This is a genomic window from Zavarzinia sp., assembly GCF_041650655.1.
Lineage (GTDB): Bacteria > Pseudomonadota > Alphaproteobacteria > Zavarziniales > Zavarziniaceae > Zavarzinia.
Map to the genome: position 1 here is coordinate 22,183 of NZ_JBAZKR010000040.1, position 16,390 is coordinate 38,572.

At 67.5% G+C, this 16,390-nt stretch carries 13 protein-coding genes and 1 pseudogene; 8 read left to right on the plus strand and 6 right to left on the minus strand.

The genetic code is table 11. The annotated features are described in order from the left end of the window. Window positions 1-22: 22 nt before the first annotated feature. Entirely contained in the window at window positions 23-385 is a 363-nt protein-coding gene (locus tag WC493_RS11030; RefSeq protein WP_373065536.1) for a hypothetical protein, read from the plus strand. Here WC493_RS11030 and WC493_RS11035 read toward each other — a convergent pair. After that, window positions 382-1,299 (minus strand): DMT family transporter, encoded by a 918-nt coding sequence (locus WC493_RS11035; RefSeq protein ID WP_373065538.1) that lies wholly within the window; start codon window positions 1,297-1,299, stop codon window positions 382-384. The two genes, WC493_RS11030 and WC493_RS11035, sit on opposite strands and share 4 nt — an antisense overlap. Window positions 1,300-1,398: 99 nt before the next feature. On the opposite strand from WC493_RS11035, the gene WC493_RS11040 reads away from it, so the two are divergent. After that, complete coding sequence (locus WC493_RS11040; RefSeq protein WP_373065540.1) at window positions 1,399-2,262, plus strand: LysR substrate-binding domain-containing protein; 864 nt, start codon at window positions 1,399-1,401, stop codon at window positions 2,260-2,262. 148 nt (window positions 2,263-2,410) lie between these two features. Beyond that, on the plus strand, window positions 2,411-4,558 hold the full coding sequence (locus WC493_RS11045) for a diguanylate cyclase domain-containing protein (protein ID WP_373065542.1): 2,148 nt from the start codon (window positions 2,411-2,413) through the stop codon (window positions 4,556-4,558). A 52-nt stretch (window positions 4,559-4,610) separates the two neighbouring features. On the opposite strand, the gene WC493_RS11050 is transcribed toward WC493_RS11045, so the two are convergent. Together WC493_RS11050 and WC493_RS11055 are read right to left on the minus strand one after the other, a co-directional pair. Beyond that, entirely contained in the window at window positions 4,611-4,949 is a 339-nt protein-coding gene (locus WC493_RS11050; protein ID WP_373065544.1) for a hypothetical protein, read from the minus strand. A gap of 26 nt (window positions 4,950-4,975) precedes the next feature. Further along, window positions 4,976-5,914, minus strand: coding sequence for a flagellin (locus WC493_RS11055; protein WP_373065546.1), 939 nt, complete (start codon window positions 5,912-5,914; stop codon window positions 4,976-4,978). Window positions 5,915-6,204: 290 nt separating this feature from the next. On the opposite strand from WC493_RS11055, the gene WC493_RS11060 reads away from it, so the two are divergent. Beyond that, window positions 6,205-6,621: a hypothetical protein gene (locus WC493_RS11060; protein ID WP_373065548.1), complete on the plus strand. Its 417-nt coding sequence runs from the start codon at window positions 6,205-6,207 to the stop codon at window positions 6,619-6,621. Between the two features lie 12 nt (window positions 6,622-6,633). Here the strand turns inward: WC493_RS11060 and WC493_RS11065 are convergent, their stop codons facing one another. From WC493_RS11065 to flgE, 3 genes are read right to left on the minus strand one after another with little or no spacing between them, the layout of a single operon-like run. Next, window positions 6,634-7,620, minus strand: a complete 987-nt coding sequence (locus tag WC493_RS11065) for a flagellin (protein ID WP_373065550.1) — start codon at window positions 7,618-7,620, stop codon at window positions 6,634-6,636. 6 nt (window positions 7,621-7,626) lie between these two features. Then, window positions 7,627-8,988, minus strand: coding sequence for a flagellar hook-associated protein FlgK (gene flgK, locus WC493_RS11070; RefSeq protein WP_373065552.1), 1,362 nt, complete (start codon window positions 8,986-8,988; stop codon window positions 7,627-7,629). A gap of 24 nt (window positions 8,989-9,012) precedes the next feature. Further along, on the minus strand, window positions 9,013-10,251 hold the full coding sequence (gene flgE / locus WC493_RS11075) for a flagellar hook protein FlgE (RefSeq protein ID WP_373065554.1): 1,239 nt from the start codon (window positions 10,249-10,251) through the stop codon (window positions 9,013-9,015). A 232-nt stretch (window positions 10,252-10,483) separates the two neighbouring features. On the opposite strand from flgE, the gene WC493_RS11080 reads away from it, so the two are divergent. The 4 genes and pseudogenes from WC493_RS11080 to WC493_RS11095 all read left to right on the plus strand — a co-directional run. After that, window positions 10,484-11,611 carry an SH3 domain-containing protein gene (locus tag WC493_RS11080; protein WP_373065556.1) on the plus strand — a complete coding sequence of 376 codons (1,128 nt, stop codon included), beginning with the start codon at window positions 10,484-10,486 and terminating at the stop codon, window positions 11,609-11,611. After that, window positions 11,608-14,781 carry a caspase family protein gene (locus WC493_RS11085; RefSeq protein ID WP_373065558.1) on the plus strand — a complete coding sequence of 1,058 codons (3,174 nt, stop codon included), beginning with the start codon at window positions 11,608-11,610 and terminating at the stop codon, window positions 14,779-14,781. The genes WC493_RS11080 and WC493_RS11085 overlap by 4 nt, the downstream gene beginning before the upstream one ends. Window positions 14,782-14,871: 90 nt before the next feature. Further along, window positions 14,872-15,729 (plus strand): AAA family ATPase, encoded by an 858-nt coding sequence (locus WC493_RS11090; RefSeq protein ID WP_373065560.1) that lies wholly within the window; start codon window positions 14,872-14,874, stop codon window positions 15,727-15,729. Window positions 15,730-15,790: 61 nt separating this feature from the next. Beyond that, window positions 15,791-16,390, plus strand: a pseudogene (locus WC493_RS11095) (VWA domain-containing protein); the annotation flags it as partial.

The following is a 16,390-nucleotide window of genomic DNA, read 5'->3' on the forward strand; positions in this document are numbered from 1 at the left end:
GCAGTATAGGAGAAGCGGCGCCTTGTCCATGTCTTCGACCTTCCGCTTCGCCCTGGGCGGCTTCCGTTTCGAAGGCCGGATGGAGCCGCACGCCCTCGACCTGTCCGCCGATCTGGGTCCCCTGCCCTTCTCGGCCGAGGACCGGGAGGGTCGGGCGCGCTGGCGTACCGTGCTCGACGCCGCCGATCCCCGGGCGGCCGACCGTCATGTCCTCGGCGGCGACGGCCATGTCCATTTCGAGAGCGGCACGGCGCTCGACGCGCCGCTCGACCGGACCGCCCTGTTCCAGGCCCTGACCATCGTCATGCTGGGCCTGCGCAACCGGGTGACGACGGCGCCCCAGGTTCGCCCCGTCAAGCGTTTCCGGGCCGAGCGCGAGAGCTAGGCCCGCCGCGCCGGCAGCGTCACCAGCGCGATCCCGAGCGCGATCGGCACCACCCCGGCCAGGTCGGCAAGCGGCACCGCCTCGCCCGCGATCAGGAAGCCGAAGCCGAGGCCGAGCGGCGGCATCAGGAAATGCAGGCTCGACGCCGCCGTCGCCGAATGCCGGGCGAGCAGGCGGAACCACAGGAAATAGCCGCCGACCGAAACCCCGAAAATCATCCAGCCGATCGAGAGCAGGAAATTCGCGGTCGGGCGCAGCGCGCCGACATCCTCGACCGCGAGGGAGAGTGGCAGCAGGGCGATGCCGGCGGCCAGCAGTTGCACACCGTTGCCGGCCCAGGGCCCGGCACCGGCGCGCGGCGCCAGCCGCTTGTAGGCGAGCGTGCCGGCGACCAGCGCCACCAGGCCGCCCAGCACGAGCAGCGTGCCGGCCGGATCCTCCCCCGCCCCGCCGATCCGCGAGCGGAGCACGAGGGCGACCCCGCCGATACCGAGCAGAAGGCCGAACAGCCGGCGGCCGGTCATCCGCTCACCCAGGAGCGGCCCCGCCGCGAGTGCGACGAGCAGTGGATTGGCGCTGATCAGTACCGCCGCGAAACCGGACGAGACACTGCGCATCCCCGACCAGGAGAGGCCGAGATAGAGCGCATTGTTGAGCAGGCCGAGCAAGGTGAGCACGGCCAGGGCAGGCAGCCCGAGGCGCAGCGATTCGCCCCGTACCCGGGCGATGGCGAGGCAGAGCGGCCCCGCCACCAGGAAGCGCAGCGCCAACATCAGCAAGGGCGGGCAATCGGCCAGGGCGATCTTGGCCGGCGCGAAGGCCGAACTCCACAACAGACAGAACAGGGCGATGGCCGCCCAATCAGCCCCCAACCCTTGCCGTTCCGCCTGATTCACATCTGCCGCCACCGTCATGGCCCCGCTCCTTCTCGACGGAAGGAGGCTAGCGCAAGCCGTTTCCATTCAGAAATTAGATGTTATCATGAAATCCATTCAAGAAATGGATCAAGAGCCATGTTCGACATCGACCTGCTGCACAGCTTCGTCTCGGTGGTGGATGCGGGCGGCTTCACCCGGGCGGGCGAGAAGGTGCATCGCAGCCAGTCGACCGTGAGCCAGCAGATCCGCCGGCTGGAGGAGGCGGTGGGCCAGCCCCTGTTCCGCCGGGAAGGCCGCCGGGTCGAACTGACCGGTGCGGGCGAGACCCTGCTGCTCTATGCCCGCCGCCTGCTCAGCTTGGCGGCGGAGGCGAAGGCCGCCCTGGGCGGCGTGCCGGCGCCCGTGGTGCTGCGCCTCGGCATCCCGGAGGATTTCGCGGTCACCGCCCTGACCGGGGTGATCGCCGCCTTCGCCCGGGCCGAGCCGCAGGTTCGCCTCGAAGTGCGCTGCGACCTTTCCGTCGCCCTGACCGACGGCCTGGAGCGCGGGCGTTACGACGTGATCCTGGCCAAGCGCGAGCCCGGCGCCGGCCCGGTGGTGGCGGCCTGGCCCGAACGGCTGGTCTGGATCGCCAGCCGCGACCTGCCGTTGGCCGGCACGCAGGATCCTCTGCCCCTGGTCACCTTCCTGCCCGGCTGCCTCTACCGCGAGCGGGCGATCCGGGCCCTGGAAGGCGCCGGCCGGCGCTGGCGCATCGCCTACGAGAGCCCCAACCTGGCGGGCGTCCAGGCGGCCATTGCCGGCGGCCTCGGCGTCGCCCTGATGGAAGCGGGCACGATTGCCCCGGAACATCGGATTCTCGGCCCGGCCGAACGGCTGCCGGCCATCCCGGCGACCGAACTGTTCCTGACCCGCCGGCCCGGCGCCCCGGCCGCCGCACAGGTGTTGTGCGCTTCGATCGCGGCATTCTGCGACGAACGATGCAAGAAGGCCGCTTAGCCGGATGTATTAGGAGCCAAAGCGGCCGTAAAGCTTAGCTAGGACTCTCGTATCTTGCCCCCGCCCATCGAACAATGGGCTACGCTTATCGTGGTAGAAGAACGTCGGACCGGCTGAATGAGCCACCGGCCCCCATAAAGCACGATGAATGCTGTCACCCACGAAATATCGCGCACTGATAGTATTCTCGATCACAGGGTTACTTCTGGTCGCCGTCGCCTCCTGGGGCCGTTTCCTGTATTGGTCCGACCAGCGTCACCGCGCAGCAGTCGAGGCCGGAGCGGCCGCGCTGGACCTGACCTCTGTCGCCGTCGCCGACCGGCTGGAAGCCATGCTGCGCGAGGTCGATTTCGTCCTGGACCACTTGCGCAGCGAATATGACGGCACGCCGGCCCCGATTGTCTCTGCAGCGCGGGGCCTGCCGCGCCTCTTCCCGCCCGAGAGCGGCGTGGCGGTCTGGGTCGCCGACGCGGCCGGCACCGTCCAGTGGGACAGCGGCGGCGCCGGCAACCCGGATATTCGCCCGGTCCTGGCCGAGGTCCGAGACGGTGGCGCCCTGGCCATCGCCCCTCCTGTCGCCGGGGCAGCCACCGTCGACTTCGCCCGCCGGCTGGAGCGCGACGGTGCCTTCGCCGGTACCGTCGGGCTCAGGCTGTCGCGCGCCTATCTGCTGTCACGCTTCGCGAGCGTGCGCCGCCCTGACGGCAGCATGATCGGCGTGGTCGACGACCACGGCGGCGTCTTCGTCGCGAACGACAATGGCGCCGCCGGCTTCGCGGCGTGCCTGCCGGTGCCGTCGGCTATCGGCCGCGGTGAGGCCGGCCACCTGACCACGCCGGACGGCAAATTCGCCACTTGGCACCGGGTCGGCCCCTTCCCCCTGGTCGCCTACGCCGAAGCCCCGCCGGAGGCCTTGACGGATCGGGCCGACGCGGTAATCGCCGAGCAGCGTAACGAGAATCTGGTCGCCACCCTGATCATCGGCCCCCTTGTCCTGCTGGTCGGGTTGCTGCTCCTGCACGATTTCCGCCAGCGGGAACGCCTCGACGAGAGCGAGCGGCGCTATCGCCGGCTGATCGACAGCCTGCCCCAAGGCCTGATCGTGGTCGATGCCGACGGCGGCATCGGCTTCTGGAACCGGCGGGCGACCAATCTTCTCGAGGTCGACGACGCCGGCCTGCGACAGCGCACGGTCAAGCTCTTCGATCCGGCGGGCAACCCGGTACCGCTGACCCGCTATCCCAGCATGCAGGCCCTGCGCCGCACCGACGGCGACGACCTCTTCTACGTGAAGCTCGCGAGCGGCGACCGCCGCTGGCTCAATTTCATCACACTGCGCCTGCCTGAATCGACAGATGACGGGGACGGCGTCTCGCTGATCTCCTTTACCGACGTCAGCCGGCTGATCCAGCTCGAAGAATCCCTGACCATCAGCCAGTCGGTCTTCGAAGCCGCCAGCGAAGGCATCATGGTGACCGATGCCAACCGCCGCATCGTCCGCGTCAACCGGGCCTTCACCACGGTGACCGGCTATGAGGTCGACGAAGCGGTCGGCCGAACGCCGGGCGAACTCCTGTCGTCCGGCCAGCACGATCGCGCCTTCTACGACATGATGAACGCCAGCCTGGACCAGAAAGGCAGTTGGGAAGGCGAAATCACCAACCGGCGCAAGGACGGCGCGATCTTCGTCGAATGGCTGAAGATCAGTGCGGTGACCGACGCCCGTGGCGAGGTGACGCGCTATGTGGCACTCCTGTCGGACATCACGGCGCGCAAGCGCCAGGACCGGGAGATGTGGCAGCGGGCCAATTTCGACGCCCTGACCGGCCTGCCCAACCGCGCCCTGCTGATGGACCGCCTGGGCCAGGCCCTGCCGCAGGCCGAGCGGCATCACGACCGGGTCGCCGTCCTGTTCATCGATCTCGACAAATTCAAGCCGGTGAACGACGACTTCGGCCACCGCGCCGGCGACGACCTTCTGTGCCAGGTGGCCAAGCGCATCACCGACTGCGTCCGGGCGGAGGATACGGTGGCCCGGCTGGGGGGCGACGAATTCGTCGTGCTTGTGCCCTTGGCAGGCACCGACTCGTCGCTTCTCGACCTCGGCGAGCGGATCCGGGCGGCGTTGGCGCTGCCCTACGACGTGTTCGGCAACGAGGTCCATATCTCGGCCTCGATCGGCATCGCCGACGGCGGCCTCGGCACGATCGACCCGCTGCAGATCCTGCGCAGCGCCGATGCGGCCATGTACAAGGCGAAGTCGAGCGGGGCGAACCGGGTCGAACTGTTCGGCTGAGCCCCGGCCGGCATGCCGGAATCCCTTGATCCCGGCCGCCGGCGGCACTGGCTCAGCGGGCGGTCAGAATGGTCTCCGACATGTTCAGGTTCATGTTGATCATCATCTCGATGACATTCTGATCGGGGTTGGTGCGCATCGTGCGCGCCGCCTCGACCATGAAGCGGCCGGCACGGTTGAAGAAGTCCGCGGTGCCCGTGGGCAGGCCCGGGGCCCGGTCGGCGGCGCGGTTGGCGACCGTCTGCCAGCGCGCGGCATTGATGTCCAGCGCATCGGCGAGCTGGATCACGTGGTCCTCCTTGCGGGCGTTGTCCAGCAGCACCGCGCATTCCAGGAAGGGATAGGCGGCCTCTTCGAGGGCCGACAGATGGGTCTTGGCGACGTTGATCATGACGTTGTTCCTTTATTTCGATCGGATCACTGGAAGAGCTGGAGGACCTGCTGCTCGCTCTGGCCAGCGAAGCTGAGGGCCTTCAGCGCGAGCTGCTGGCGGGTCTGAAGGGCGACCAGATTGGCGCCTTCCTCGTTCAGGTCGGCCAGCGTCAGCTTGTCCGAGCCTTCCGTCAGCGTGTTGATGTAGTTCGACGTGAAGTCGAGCCGGGTCTGCAGCAGGGTGACATTCGCACCGAGGTTCGAGGCCGCGGCACGGACCGACGACACGGCGGTGTCGAGATAGCCGGTCAGCTTGTCGATCACCTTGACGATGTTGCTGTCGGCGATCGAGGTGAAGCTCTTGCCCGAGGTGCCCGCGGCGGCGAGCAACTGGCTGAAGATCACCGAGGCGGCGACACTGCCGGCGTTCACCGCGGTCAGCAGCTTGCCGGCGCGCAGGTCGCGCCCACCGACATCCAGGGTCGCCGTGGTCACTTCCGAGAAGCGCACGGTCAGCGACTGGGCGGTCCCGTTGACCAGGTTGGTGCCCTGATAGGAGGCGTCGTTCAGCAGTGAATTGAGCTGGCCGAGAAGATCGGTGAACTGCTTGGTCAGATCGGCGCGCGTAGTGTCGTCGGCGGTCTTGGCCGAGATCGCGATGCCCTTGATCTGCTTCAGGATCTTCTCCGCCGATTCGGTCGCGTTGACCGCCGACTTCAGCGACGAGATGCCCTGGTCGATGTCGTCCTTGCGCTCGGTCAGATCGGCGGAACGATCGGTCAGGTTCTTCGACTGGAAGTAGGCGACCGCGTCGTCGAGCGCGCTCGCGACCTTGAGGCCGGTGGACAGGCGCCCCTGCGTACGGTTGGCGAGGTTCGTCGTGTCCTGAAGGGAGAGCAGGTTCGCCCTCGATGTTGCTGTCAGATGGATGTCGCTCACGGTGTGTTCCTTCTGGTTCGCGGCCGCCACCTTCTGGCGGTTCACCGGAGCAGTTTCAAATGCCGTGCCAATCCACAACGACACCACAACATATTGATTTATATGAATTATTTTAAGCGGCGCCGATTATTGCCGGGGCCAGGCGGCGGTCCGGACCCGGCAGAAAATGCCGCGCGATCGAATTTGCCCGTCCCGTCGCGCCGGCGATGCAACCAAAATGAATGCAGTTGACTCGCGTTGCGCGAGATGTAGGATTTCGGCTAGTCGACGTGCGGCCTGTTCGGGATGCGCCTGCGTCGACCGGACTCAAGCCCGGCATCCCGTTCGGTAATGCCATGATCTCGGCCGAAGGCAGTGTCAGCGCACCGGTTTCCGTCCCGACGACCTCGGTGGTGACGGCGATCGCGGCTGTGCGGGTCTCGACCAGTGGCGTGCGGACGGAGACGGCCCAGGCGGTCGCGGAGGCCGGCCCGGTTTATTTCAGCCCGCATTTCTCCTACGACAGCGACCTCGGCATCACCATCGTGCAACTGCGCGACAGCTCGACCGGCAAGGTCGAGAACCAGTTCCCGAGCCAGCAGGTCGTGGCGGAATATCGGCGCGCCCAGGCCTATTCGGGCGGCACGGCGCGGGGCGGCGAGACCGGCGGCCAGTCCGGTACGCGCGGCACCGGCGGTCACGGCAGCGCGACCGCCCGCACCCCGGCGGCATCGTCGCCGTACGGGTCGGACAGCCTGGAAGTCCAGGCCTGATCCCCTTCCCCCTCAGAGGTAATTGACCAGCGAGGTCGAGGTCAGCTTGGCGACGATCTGATAGGTCGCGTCGAGCTGGATCTGTACCTGGTTGAGCTTCACGCCCGCCTCGGCCGTGTCGATGTCGGTGATCTTGCCCCGTTCGTCTTTGAACAGGTTGATCTGCGCCGTGTTGGTGTCGCGGCTCGTGGTGATCGAGGCGAGGTCGAGGGAGACCTGGGTGGAGAGCGACTTCAATCCATCGCGCGAGCCCTTCAGCACGCTCTGCGCCTGTTCGCGGAAGCTGTCGTAGGCCGTTTCGGCACTGGCACTGTCCGGTGCCGCCGCGGCAGCCGCCAGGCCGCTCTTAGCCAATTGCAGGCCGTAGATGAGCTGCTGGATGCCCTCGGCGGAGGCGACCTGGCCGTATTGAACGGTCTTGCCGACTTCGGGCGAGAAGCTCGCCTCGGTCCAGGCGGAGGCATCGGTGCCCGGCGCCGCCGCGTAATAGTCGGGCAGGGTCGGGTCGGTCACCGGGGTGAAGGCGGCGGGCGTCGCCAGATCGGGCAGCGTGGTCAGGTCGGTGACCGGCGCCGTGTCGTAATTGCCGCCCGACCAGAGGTAACGGTTGCCGTTCTTCTCGTTCAGCATCGAGGTCAGATCGCGCAGCGCATTGTCGATCTGGGTGCCGAGCTGGTTCGCCGTGGCCTTGTCGAAGGTATTGGCACCGGACAAGGCGGTGCCGATGGCGCTGGCGAGATCGTCCATGTGATCGATCTGCACGGAATATTCCTTCACCGTCGGCGTCACGATGTCGATCGCCTTGTTGTAGGCGGTCAGGCGCGAGACCTGCTGGTCGGCGTTGATCACGCGGCGTGCGTCGGTGCCGCCATAGGTCGAAAGGTCGGCCGATTTTTCGCCGGTCGCCACCTGGGCCGAGAGTTCGGCGAAACTGTCCTGGTTGCGCTTGATGTTGGCCAGGGTCTGAAGCTGGGACGCATAGGTCGTGACGGAGAGCATGGCCGTTTACCTCAGGACCGCGAAGAGGTCGTCGTAAAGTGAATTGACGGTCTGCATCACCTTGGCCGAAGCGGCATAGGCGTTCTGCAGCACCTGGAGATTGGCGAGTTCCGAATCCATGTTGATGCCGACGGAGGACTGGAAGCGGGTCTCCGCCTCGGTCTTGGTGGCGGCGGCGAGCGAGGCCTTGTTGGTCACGGTGCCGACGTCGGCCGCGAGCGAGGCGGTGATCGCATTGGCGATGCCGGCATAATCCTGTCCGCTGACCGACAGGCCGCCGGCCGAGAAGCTGCGGCTGCCATCCACCAGGGCGGCACCGGCCGAATTGATCGCGCCCTGTTTCAGGGTCGCGGTGCCGTCGGTCAGGGCGGTGTTCACGGCGATGGTGCCGCCCGTCATGGTGAAGAAACCGCTCGCCAATTCGCCCGTGCCGGCGGCGGCGGCGTCATAGGTCGCGGCGAAACCACCGGTGATCGAAGGATCGCTCAGGGCATTCTTGAAGGCCAGGACCTGGGCCTTCAGCTCGGTGATGGTGGCGGTGCCGGCGTCCGTGCTGGTGCCGGTCGCGCGGAGCGACAGCAGGCCGGCCAGCTTGCCCGAGCGGATCGAGCCGGTGATGGCGACGCCGTCGCCCGCCCGGGTCACGTCGGTGCCGTCATAGGCGAGCTTGGTCGCATGCTGGTCGACCAGGGTCTGGCCACCCGCAGTGAAGACCGCGAGCGTGCCGTCGCTCCGCGCGATCGTCTTGACGTCGATCAGGGCGGACAGCGACCGCACAGCGGCGTCACGCTGGTCTTCGAGGTCGTTGGTGTCGACCGAGGCCGAGGCCGTCGTCTTGATCTGCTTGTTCAGCGTGTCGATCTTGTCGAGCAGGCCGTTGATGTCGTCGACCGTAGACGCGGTCTCGGACTGCACTTCCTTATCGATCGACTCGAGGCCGCTCGACAGTTTGTTCAGCATGTCGGCGAGGTCGCCCGCCTTGGCCAGGACGTCGGCTTCGGCTGCGGCACTGTCCGGGGTCGACTGCAGCACGGTCCAGGCGTCGGAGAAATCCTCCACGGCCGTGGCGAGGCCGGTCTGTCCGCTGCTGACCCCGAACAGGGTGGAGAGCTTGGTCATGAAGGCCGACTGGGCGTCGGTCTGACCGGAGAGCGAGGCATAGGCGAGGAGATCGCGCGCCAGGGCGTCGTTGGTGGCGCGTGTCACATCCGCCGTGATCACCCCGGCCCCGGTCGCCTGGGCGACCGCGGTCTTGCGGGTGTAGTCCGGATTGGTGGCGTTGGAGACGTTGCCGCTGACGGTCTGGATCGCCCGTTGCTGGACGTTCAGGCCCGCCAGGGCGGCATTCATGGCACCGGTCAGGCTCATGTCTCGTCTCCTCGCCCCTCAGCCTCAGCGCTTGGCGTTGAGGATGTCCTGCAACATCTCGTCGACCGTGGTCAGCACCTTGGCGTTGGCCGAATAGGCGCGCTGGGTGGTGATCAGGCCGGTGAATTCCTCGCCGATGTCGACGTTGGAGGATTCGACCGCCGAACCGACCAGGGTGCCGAGACCATATTGCCCGGCATGGCCGACCAGCGGCGTGCCCGCCGCCTGGGTCGCCAGGAAGGCTTGGCCGTCGACCGTCTGGAGGTTCTGCGGCGCGTTGAAATTGGCCAACGCCAGCTGATAGGCGACCTTGCTCTCGCCGTTGTCGTAATTCAGCGTGACGTAGCCCTCCTGGTCGATCGAGAGCGCGCTGAAGCTGCCCTTGGCATAGCCGTCGGCCGAGAGGTCGTTCAACTCGATCGCCGTGCCCGAATATTGGGTGAGCCCGGAGGCCGAGCCGGCGGTGCCGAAGTCGAGCGCCAGGGTCTGGGCCGCGGCGCCCGGATAGGTGACCGAGAGGGAGAGCGGCGCCGGCGTGGCGCTGGCGAGCGTGCCGTCGGTGTTGAAGGTCACGGTGAAATTGGCCGTGGTCGCCGTGGTGTCGTCGGCCGAATTGGCGGCCAGCGACCAAGTGTTGGCCGCGGTCTTGGTCCAGGTCAGATCGACCGAGTGGGACGAACCGAGGGAATCGAAGACGTCGACCGAGCTGGTCACCGACTTGCCGGTCGCGATATCGGCCGGCAGGCCGACGCGACAGGTGATGGCCGTGCTGGGCGCCGGCGCCATGGTCTTGTCGGTCACCTGCATCTCGCCGATCGAGCCGGTGGCGAGGCCGGTCGTCGGGTCGACCTTGTAGGCCTGGGCGTAATAGCCCGAGCCGTTCTCGAGATAGCCGTCGGCGTTGAGCTGGAAATCGCCTGCGCGGGTGTAATAGTCCCGGTCCTCGAACGAAGTACCGGCGGTGGTCACCGACGTGGGCTTGGAGACGACGAAGAAGCCGTTGCCGGCGATCGCCTGGTTGTTGTCGATTCCCGTCGTCTCGGTCGTGCCGTTCACCGCATTGGCGTAGAGGGGCGAGGCGATGACGCCGCCGGACTGATAGGTGGTGCGGCTCGCCTCGGTCACCAGGGCTTCGAAATTGGTGTCCACCCGCCGGTAGCCGGTGGTGCGCGAATTGGCGATGTTGTTCGAGATCGCGCTGAGTGCCTGGGACTGGGCGTTGAGCCCGGACAGCGCCGTGCTGAAATAGCCGACGAAGGACATGGGGACTCCCTCTCTGTACCGGCCGGCGGGACGTGCCGGCACCTTCGGGACCTCCGCTGCAAGCCGCGGGCCAACCGGGAATTCCAGGATTTCCGCGGGTTTCGTGGCATCGGGGCGCGTCCTGCCGGCAATTTGTGCCGGGCGTGACTGGGGTCACATGGGTCGGCCGTGCAAAATCCGCCTAGCTGGTCTAGTATTCCGGCCTCGAGGCAGTCCGAGGGGGAACTGGATCATGTCGGCGCGCGCCGTTTCGCTCAAAAAACATCTTCCGGCGGTATTCGCCATCGGCCTCCTCGTGGCCCCCGGCATCGCTGCCTGCGTGCCCGATTCCAGTGCCCCCGGGGGCACCATCGCCGCCAACGATCCCTGCTCGTCCCAGCGTTCGCAGTTGACGGCGATTGGCGACTATTTCAACCAGGCCATGATCGAAGGCGCGGTCGCTGGTGCCGCCCTCGGTGCGCTGGGGGGCGCGCTGATCGGCGGTGACTGGCAGAGCGCCGCGATCGGCGCCGGCGTCGGCGCCGTGGGCGGCGCGGTGGCCGGCTATTACAGCGCCAAGGCGGAGGCGAACACCGACCGCACCCAGCTCGTCGGCGGTGTCTACAAGGACCTCTATTCCGAGAATCAGCAGATCGACCGCACCACCGCCGCCTTCCGCGGCGTACGTGCCTGCCGCACCGCCGAGGCGAACGGCATCCGCGCCGACTACAAGGCCGGTCGCATCTCGGCCGACGAGGCGCGCGGCAGGCTCGCCGCGGTCAAGACCAAGTTCGAGTGGGAAGTTCAATATGCCGAGGAAGTCGGCGGCAAGATGAACGAGCGCGGCCAGGAATATACCTATGCCGCGACCGAAATTTCCCATTTCGAGCCCGGCACCCGCACGCCCACGACGGCAGCCGCATCGGGGGCCAATTACCAGGTGACCGGCCCGGTGCTCACCCGCGTCGCCTCGAAGTCGACCCGCGTGCGCGAACTGCCGTCCACCAGCAGCCGCCAGATCGGCGGCCTGAAGGCCGGCGAGATCGTCGAGGCCCGCGAAGTGACCGGCGTCTCCGGCGGCTGGATGCGCGTGCGCCTCGCCGATGGCACGCCGGGCTTCGTCTCGGCGAGCCTGTTGGTCACCCAGGACAGATACCGGGGCGATACCGCCGCCGTCGCGTCCCGGGCCGAGCCGCAGACCGCCGCCCCGCCCCCGCAGTCGGCCGGCGGCGTCGTGCAGCTTGCCGAAACCAACCAGATCAAGCAGCGTGCGCTGGCCGATGACGTGTCCGAGTCCCGTACCATGCTCAGCAGCACCACCTTCGAACTCGACCAGCCGCTGACGCTGGCCCCGCTCGGGGCGGTCGACCCGGCGGCATGATGCCGCCTCGAGGTCGGTTACGGCTTGCAGCGGCCGCGGCGTTCTTCGCCGCGGCCGCTGTACTGTCGTGCCCCGGCGCCTCGGCCCAGCAGGCCCCCCGGCCGACCTCGAGCTTCGCCGTGGTGCCGCAGCCGATGGTCGAGACCGGCATGCATGGCGCCGCGATCAACGCCATGGCCATGGTCAAGGGCGGCCAGCTCGCCACCGTTTCCGACGACAAGACGATCCGCTTCTGGTCGGTCGAGACAGGGCATCTGAACGCCACCCTGCGCGTCCCCGTGGCACCGGGACCGGAAGGTGCCCTGCACGCCGTCGCGGCGACACCTTCGGGCGCCTCCATCGCGGTCGCCGGCAATACCGGCTTCGCCACCGACGGCACCGCCAGCATCTATTTCTACGGCGTCGACAAGCAGGCCTGGGTCGGGCGCATCGCCCTCTCCGAACCGCCGGCCGACACGATCAACGATCTCGCCTTCTCGCCCGACGGCGGCCTGCTCGCGGTCGGCGTCAACGATGCCCGCGGGCTGCGCGTGGTCGACATGAAGGCGCGCAAGTCGACCCTGGTCGACGCCGATTACAAGGATGCCATCACCAGGGTCGATTTCGCCCCCGCCGGCCGCCTCGCCGCCGCCTCGCTCGACGGTACGGTGCGGCTCTACGGTCCGGACATGAAGCGGATCGGCATCTATGCGGCGCCCGACGGGGTGAAGCCCTTCGATGTCGCCTTCTCGCCCGACGGCAGCCTGCTCGCGGTGAGCTTCCTGAACGGCGACCGCATCGCCATCCTGGACGGCGCCACCCTGAAGCTGCAGCGCTTCCTCGAAGGCGACGGGCGGCAGAGCGGCCATCTCTCGGTCGTCGCCTGGTCGGCCGACGGCAAGACCGTCTTCGCCGGCGGCACCTATGGCAATGCCAGCGGCGTCAAGATGGTGCGGCGCTGGGCGCTCGACGGCAGCACGGCCACCGATCTCGCGGTCGCCCAGGACACGGTTCTCAGCCTCGCCGCCCTGCCCGGCGGCGGCATGGCCTTCGGCGCCGCCGATCCCGCCTGGGGCACGATCGATGCGAGCGGTGCCATGGGCCTGAAGCTCGACCGCGCCACCGCCGATTTCCGCGATCAGGTGAACGGCAGCTTCGTCGTCGCCCCGGATGGCGCCACCATCCGCTTCGGCCTCGGCCGCGGCGGCGAGCGCTCTTACGTCTACGACCTGATCTCGGGCGAACTGAAATCGGCCGAGGGCCTGCCCCACCCGCCCGCGCCCGCCGGCCTCGCCCATCTGACCGAGTGGCAGAACGGCGCCAAACCGGCGATGGACGGCAAAGCGCTCGCCCTCGAAGCCAATGAAATTTCGCGGAGTGCCGCCGTCACGGCGAACGCCAAGCGCGTCGTGCTCGGCACCGACTTCGGCCTCAAGCTCTACGAGGGTGGCAAGCTCCTGTGGAAGACCGACCTGGCGAGCCCGGTCTGGGCCGTCTCCCTGGCCGAGCAGGCGGGCTGGGTGGTCGCGGGCCTCGGCGACGGCACGATCCGCTGGTTCGACCTGGAGACCGGGCGCCAAGCCCTCTCCTTCTTCCCCCATGCCGATGCCCAGCGCTGGGTGACCTCGACCGTCGAAGGCTTCTTCGACCATGCCCAGGGCGGCGAAAAACTGTTCGGCTATGTCGTCAACCAGGTGAAGGACGGCAAGCCCCGGGGTGCCGAATGGGTCTCGGTCGATCAGGTCTATTCGGTCTTCTACCGGCGCGACCTCGTGGTCGCCAAGCTGCGCCGCTCGGGCGAGAGCGAGATCGCCGCGACCGCGGCCAAGATCGGCGGCGTGGTCGCGGTGATGGACCGCGGCCTGCCGCCCGCCATCACCATTACCGAGATCTGCGAAATTCAACCCGGGGCGGCCGAGAAATGCCGTCCGGCGCCCGGCGACCGCGGCAAGCCGGGCGAACCGGTCACGGTGGCGAGCGAACAGATCCGCCTGAAATACAAGGCGGCCGACCAGGGCGGCGGCATCGGCCGCATCCTGGTCCGCCTGAACGGCGCCGTGGTCGAGGGCGGGGCTTCCGCCGCCGTCACCACCGGCGGCGAGCAGGCGGGCGAGCGCGTCGTCTCCCTCGGTCGCGGCACCAGCGAACTCCGCCTCTCCGCCTTCAACGGCCCGAACGAGATCGAGGTCGACCAGGACAAGCAGCCGGTCCTCTCGATCGAATTGGCCAAGCCCGACCAGGTCCAGGCCAATGCCGGCGGCGATACCGGCAGCCCGACGGGTCCGGGAAACCAGACCGGACCCTCGCAAACCGGACCTTCTTCGGGCACTCCCCCGCAGGGCGGTACCTCTTCGGGCGGACCGTCTCAGGGTGGCCCGGCGACCCCCACGGCGACCGGGGCGACGGCCGATCCGGCGGTCAGCGGGGGCAAGGTCTATGTCGTCTCGATCGGCGTGAACCGCTTCCAGTCGTCCGAGATCCCGCCGCTCACCAATGCCGTGTCGGACGCCAGCGGCATTGCCGCGGCGCTGGGCGGCCCCAACTCCGTGGTCACCCTGCTGACCGACGAGAAGGCGACCAGGGCCGAGATCCTGAAGGCGCTCGACACGCTGTCCCAACAGGCGGGGCCGGACGATACGGCGATCATCTTCCTGGCCGGCCACGGCGTGCCGATCGAGGGCCGCTATTACTTCCTGCCCTATGACATCGCGGTCAAATCCAAGGATGCGATCCAGACCGGCGGCCTCAACCAGGACGACATTATCGCGATCCTGTCCAAACTGCGCGCCTGGCGCGCTGCCGTGGTGCTGGACACCTGTTTCGCCGGCCTGCTCGCGGTCGAGGATTCGGTCATCCGCCAGACCGCCAACGACACGGTGGCGGGCCAGCTCGTGCGCGCCTCGGGCCGCTTCATCCTGGCCGGCGCCGCCTCCAAGGAAGAGGCGCTGGACGGCGTGAACGGCCACGGCGTCTTCACGGGGACGCTGATCGACGGGCTCGAAGGCAAGGCCGACCAGGCCGCGCGCGGCAATCACGACGGCATCGTCGACATCATCGAGATCGGCGAATTTGCCAAGCAGAAAGTGCCCGAGATCGCCCGCCAGGTCGGCAACGGCCACCGCCAGAGCCCGCGCTGGTTCTTCACCGGCTCGGATATCTTCCCCCTGACCAGGCTCGCAGGTGGCGGCTGACGCGACGTCGGATTCGTGCGGCTTGATCGGGCCGCGGGCGCCTTCTAGTTTCGTCGTACAACCCGCGATCGGAGACAGGAAGCGCCTGCGATGAAGTTTACCGGTACCGAGTCCTATGTCGCGACCGAAGACCTGAAGGTCGCGGTCAATGCGGCGATCACGCTGCAGCGCCCCCTGCTGATCAAGGGCGAGCCCGGCACGGGCAAGACCGTGCTGGCCCAGGAAGTCGCCGGCGCCTTGGGCCGCGACCTGATCCAGTGGCACATCAAGTCGACCACCAAGGCCCAGCAGGGCCTCTACGAATATGACGCGGTGAGCCGGCTGCGCGATTCCCAGCTCGGCGACGAGCGGGTCCACGACATCCGCAACTACATCATCAAGGGCAAGCTGTGGGAGGCCTTCACGGCGGCCCCGGCGCCGATCCTGCTGATCGACGAGATCGACAAGGCCGACATCGAGTTCCCGAACGACCTCTTGCAGGAACTCGACCGCATGGAATTCTACGTCTACGAGACGCGGGAGACCGTGAAGGCGGTGGAACGGCCGATCGTCATGATCACCTCGAACAACGAGAAGGAACTGCCGGATGCCTTCCTCCGCCGCTGCTTCTTCCACTACATCAAGTTCCCCGACCCGGACACCATGCGCCAGATCGTCGACGTGCATTATCCGGGCATCCAGCACGACCTGGTGCGCGAGGCGCTGACCATCTTCTACGAGATCCGCGACGTGCCGGGCCTGAAGAAGAAGCCCTCGACCTCGGAACTCCTGGACTGGCTGAAGCTGCTGATGGCCGAGAGCCTGACGCCCGAGACGCTGCGCGAGCGCGACCCCAAGAAGCTGATCCCGCCGATGCACGGCGCCCTCCTCAAGAACGAGCAGGACGTCCATCTGTTCGAGCGTCTGGCCTTCCTCGCCCGCCGCGCCGACCGCCAGCCGCCGCAATAGTCACCGGCTGTCCGCCCCGGCCCCGCGCCGGGGCGGCGATCCCTGGAAGACGGGTGAAACGATGTTCATCAATTTCTTCTACGAACTGAAGAACGCCAAGATCCCGGTCACGCTGAAGGAATATCTGACCCTTCTCGAAGCGTTGAAGGCCGGGGTCGCGTCCTATTCGGTCGACGATTTCTATTATCTGTCCCGCGCCACCCTCGTGAAGGACGAGCGCAACCTCGACAAGTTCGACCGGGTCTTCGGCACTGTGTTCAAGGGGCTGGAAAGCGTCGCCGAAGGGGCGACCGCCGAAATCCCCGAGGAATGGCTGAAGAAACTGGCCGAGAAGACCCTGACCGAGGAAGAAAAGGCGCTGATCGAATCCCTCGGCGGCTTCGACAAGCTGATGGAGACGCTGAAGAAGCGCCTCGAGGAGCAGAAGGAGCGCCATCAGGGCGGCAACAAGTGGATCGGCACCGCCGGCACCTCGCCCTTCGGCGCCCACGGCTACAACCCGGAAGGCGTGCGCATCGGCCAGGACAAGAGCCGCAACAAGCGCGCGGTGAAGGTCTGGGACAAGCGCGAATTCCAGAATCTGGACGATCAGCTCGAGCTCGGCACCCGCAACATCAAGGTCGCGCTGCGCCGCCTGCGGAAATTCGCCCGCGAGGGGGCG

Excerpts from the sequence above, each read along its gene's own strand:
- WC493_RS11060 (WP_373065548.1), top strand. The coding sequence starts at position 6,205 with ATGATCTCGGCCGAAGGCAGTGTCAGCGCACCGGTTTCCGTCCCGACG.
- flgK (WP_373065552.1), bottom strand. The coding sequence starts at position 8,988 with ATGAGCCTGACCGGTGCCATGAATGCCGCCCTGGCGGGCCTGAACGTC.
- WC493_RS11035 (WP_373065538.1), bottom strand. The coding sequence starts at position 1,299 with ATGACGGTGGCGGCAGATGTGAATCAGGCGGAACGGCAAGGGTTGGGG.
- WC493_RS11065 (WP_373065550.1), bottom strand. The coding sequence starts at position 7,620 with ATGCTCTCCGTCACGACCTATGCGTCCCAGCTTCAGACCCTGGCCAAC.
- WC493_RS11085 (WP_373065558.1), top strand. The coding sequence starts at position 11,608 with ATGATGCCGCCTCGAGGTCGGTTACGGCTTGCAGCGGCCGCGGCGTTC.
- WC493_RS11080 (WP_373065556.1), top strand. The coding sequence starts at position 10,484 with ATGTCGGCGCGCGCCGTTTCGCTCAAAAAACATCTTCCGGCGGTATTC.
- WC493_RS11050 (WP_373065544.1), bottom strand. The coding sequence starts at position 4,949 with ATGATCAACGTCGCCAAGACCCATCTGTCGGCCCTCGAAGAGGCCGCC.
- WC493_RS11045 (WP_373065542.1), top strand. The coding sequence starts at position 2,411 with ATGCTGTCACCCACGAAATATCGCGCACTGATAGTATTCTCGATCACA.
- WC493_RS11090 (WP_373065560.1), top strand. The coding sequence starts at position 14,872 with ATGAAGTTTACCGGTACCGAGTCCTATGTCGCGACCGAAGACCTGAAG.
- flgE (WP_373065554.1), bottom strand. The coding sequence starts at position 10,251 with ATGTCCTTCGTCGGCTATTTCAGCACGGCGCTGTCCGGGCTCAACGCC.
- WC493_RS11040 (WP_373065540.1), top strand. The coding sequence starts at position 1,399 with ATGTTCGACATCGACCTGCTGCACAGCTTCGTCTCGGTGGTGGATGCG.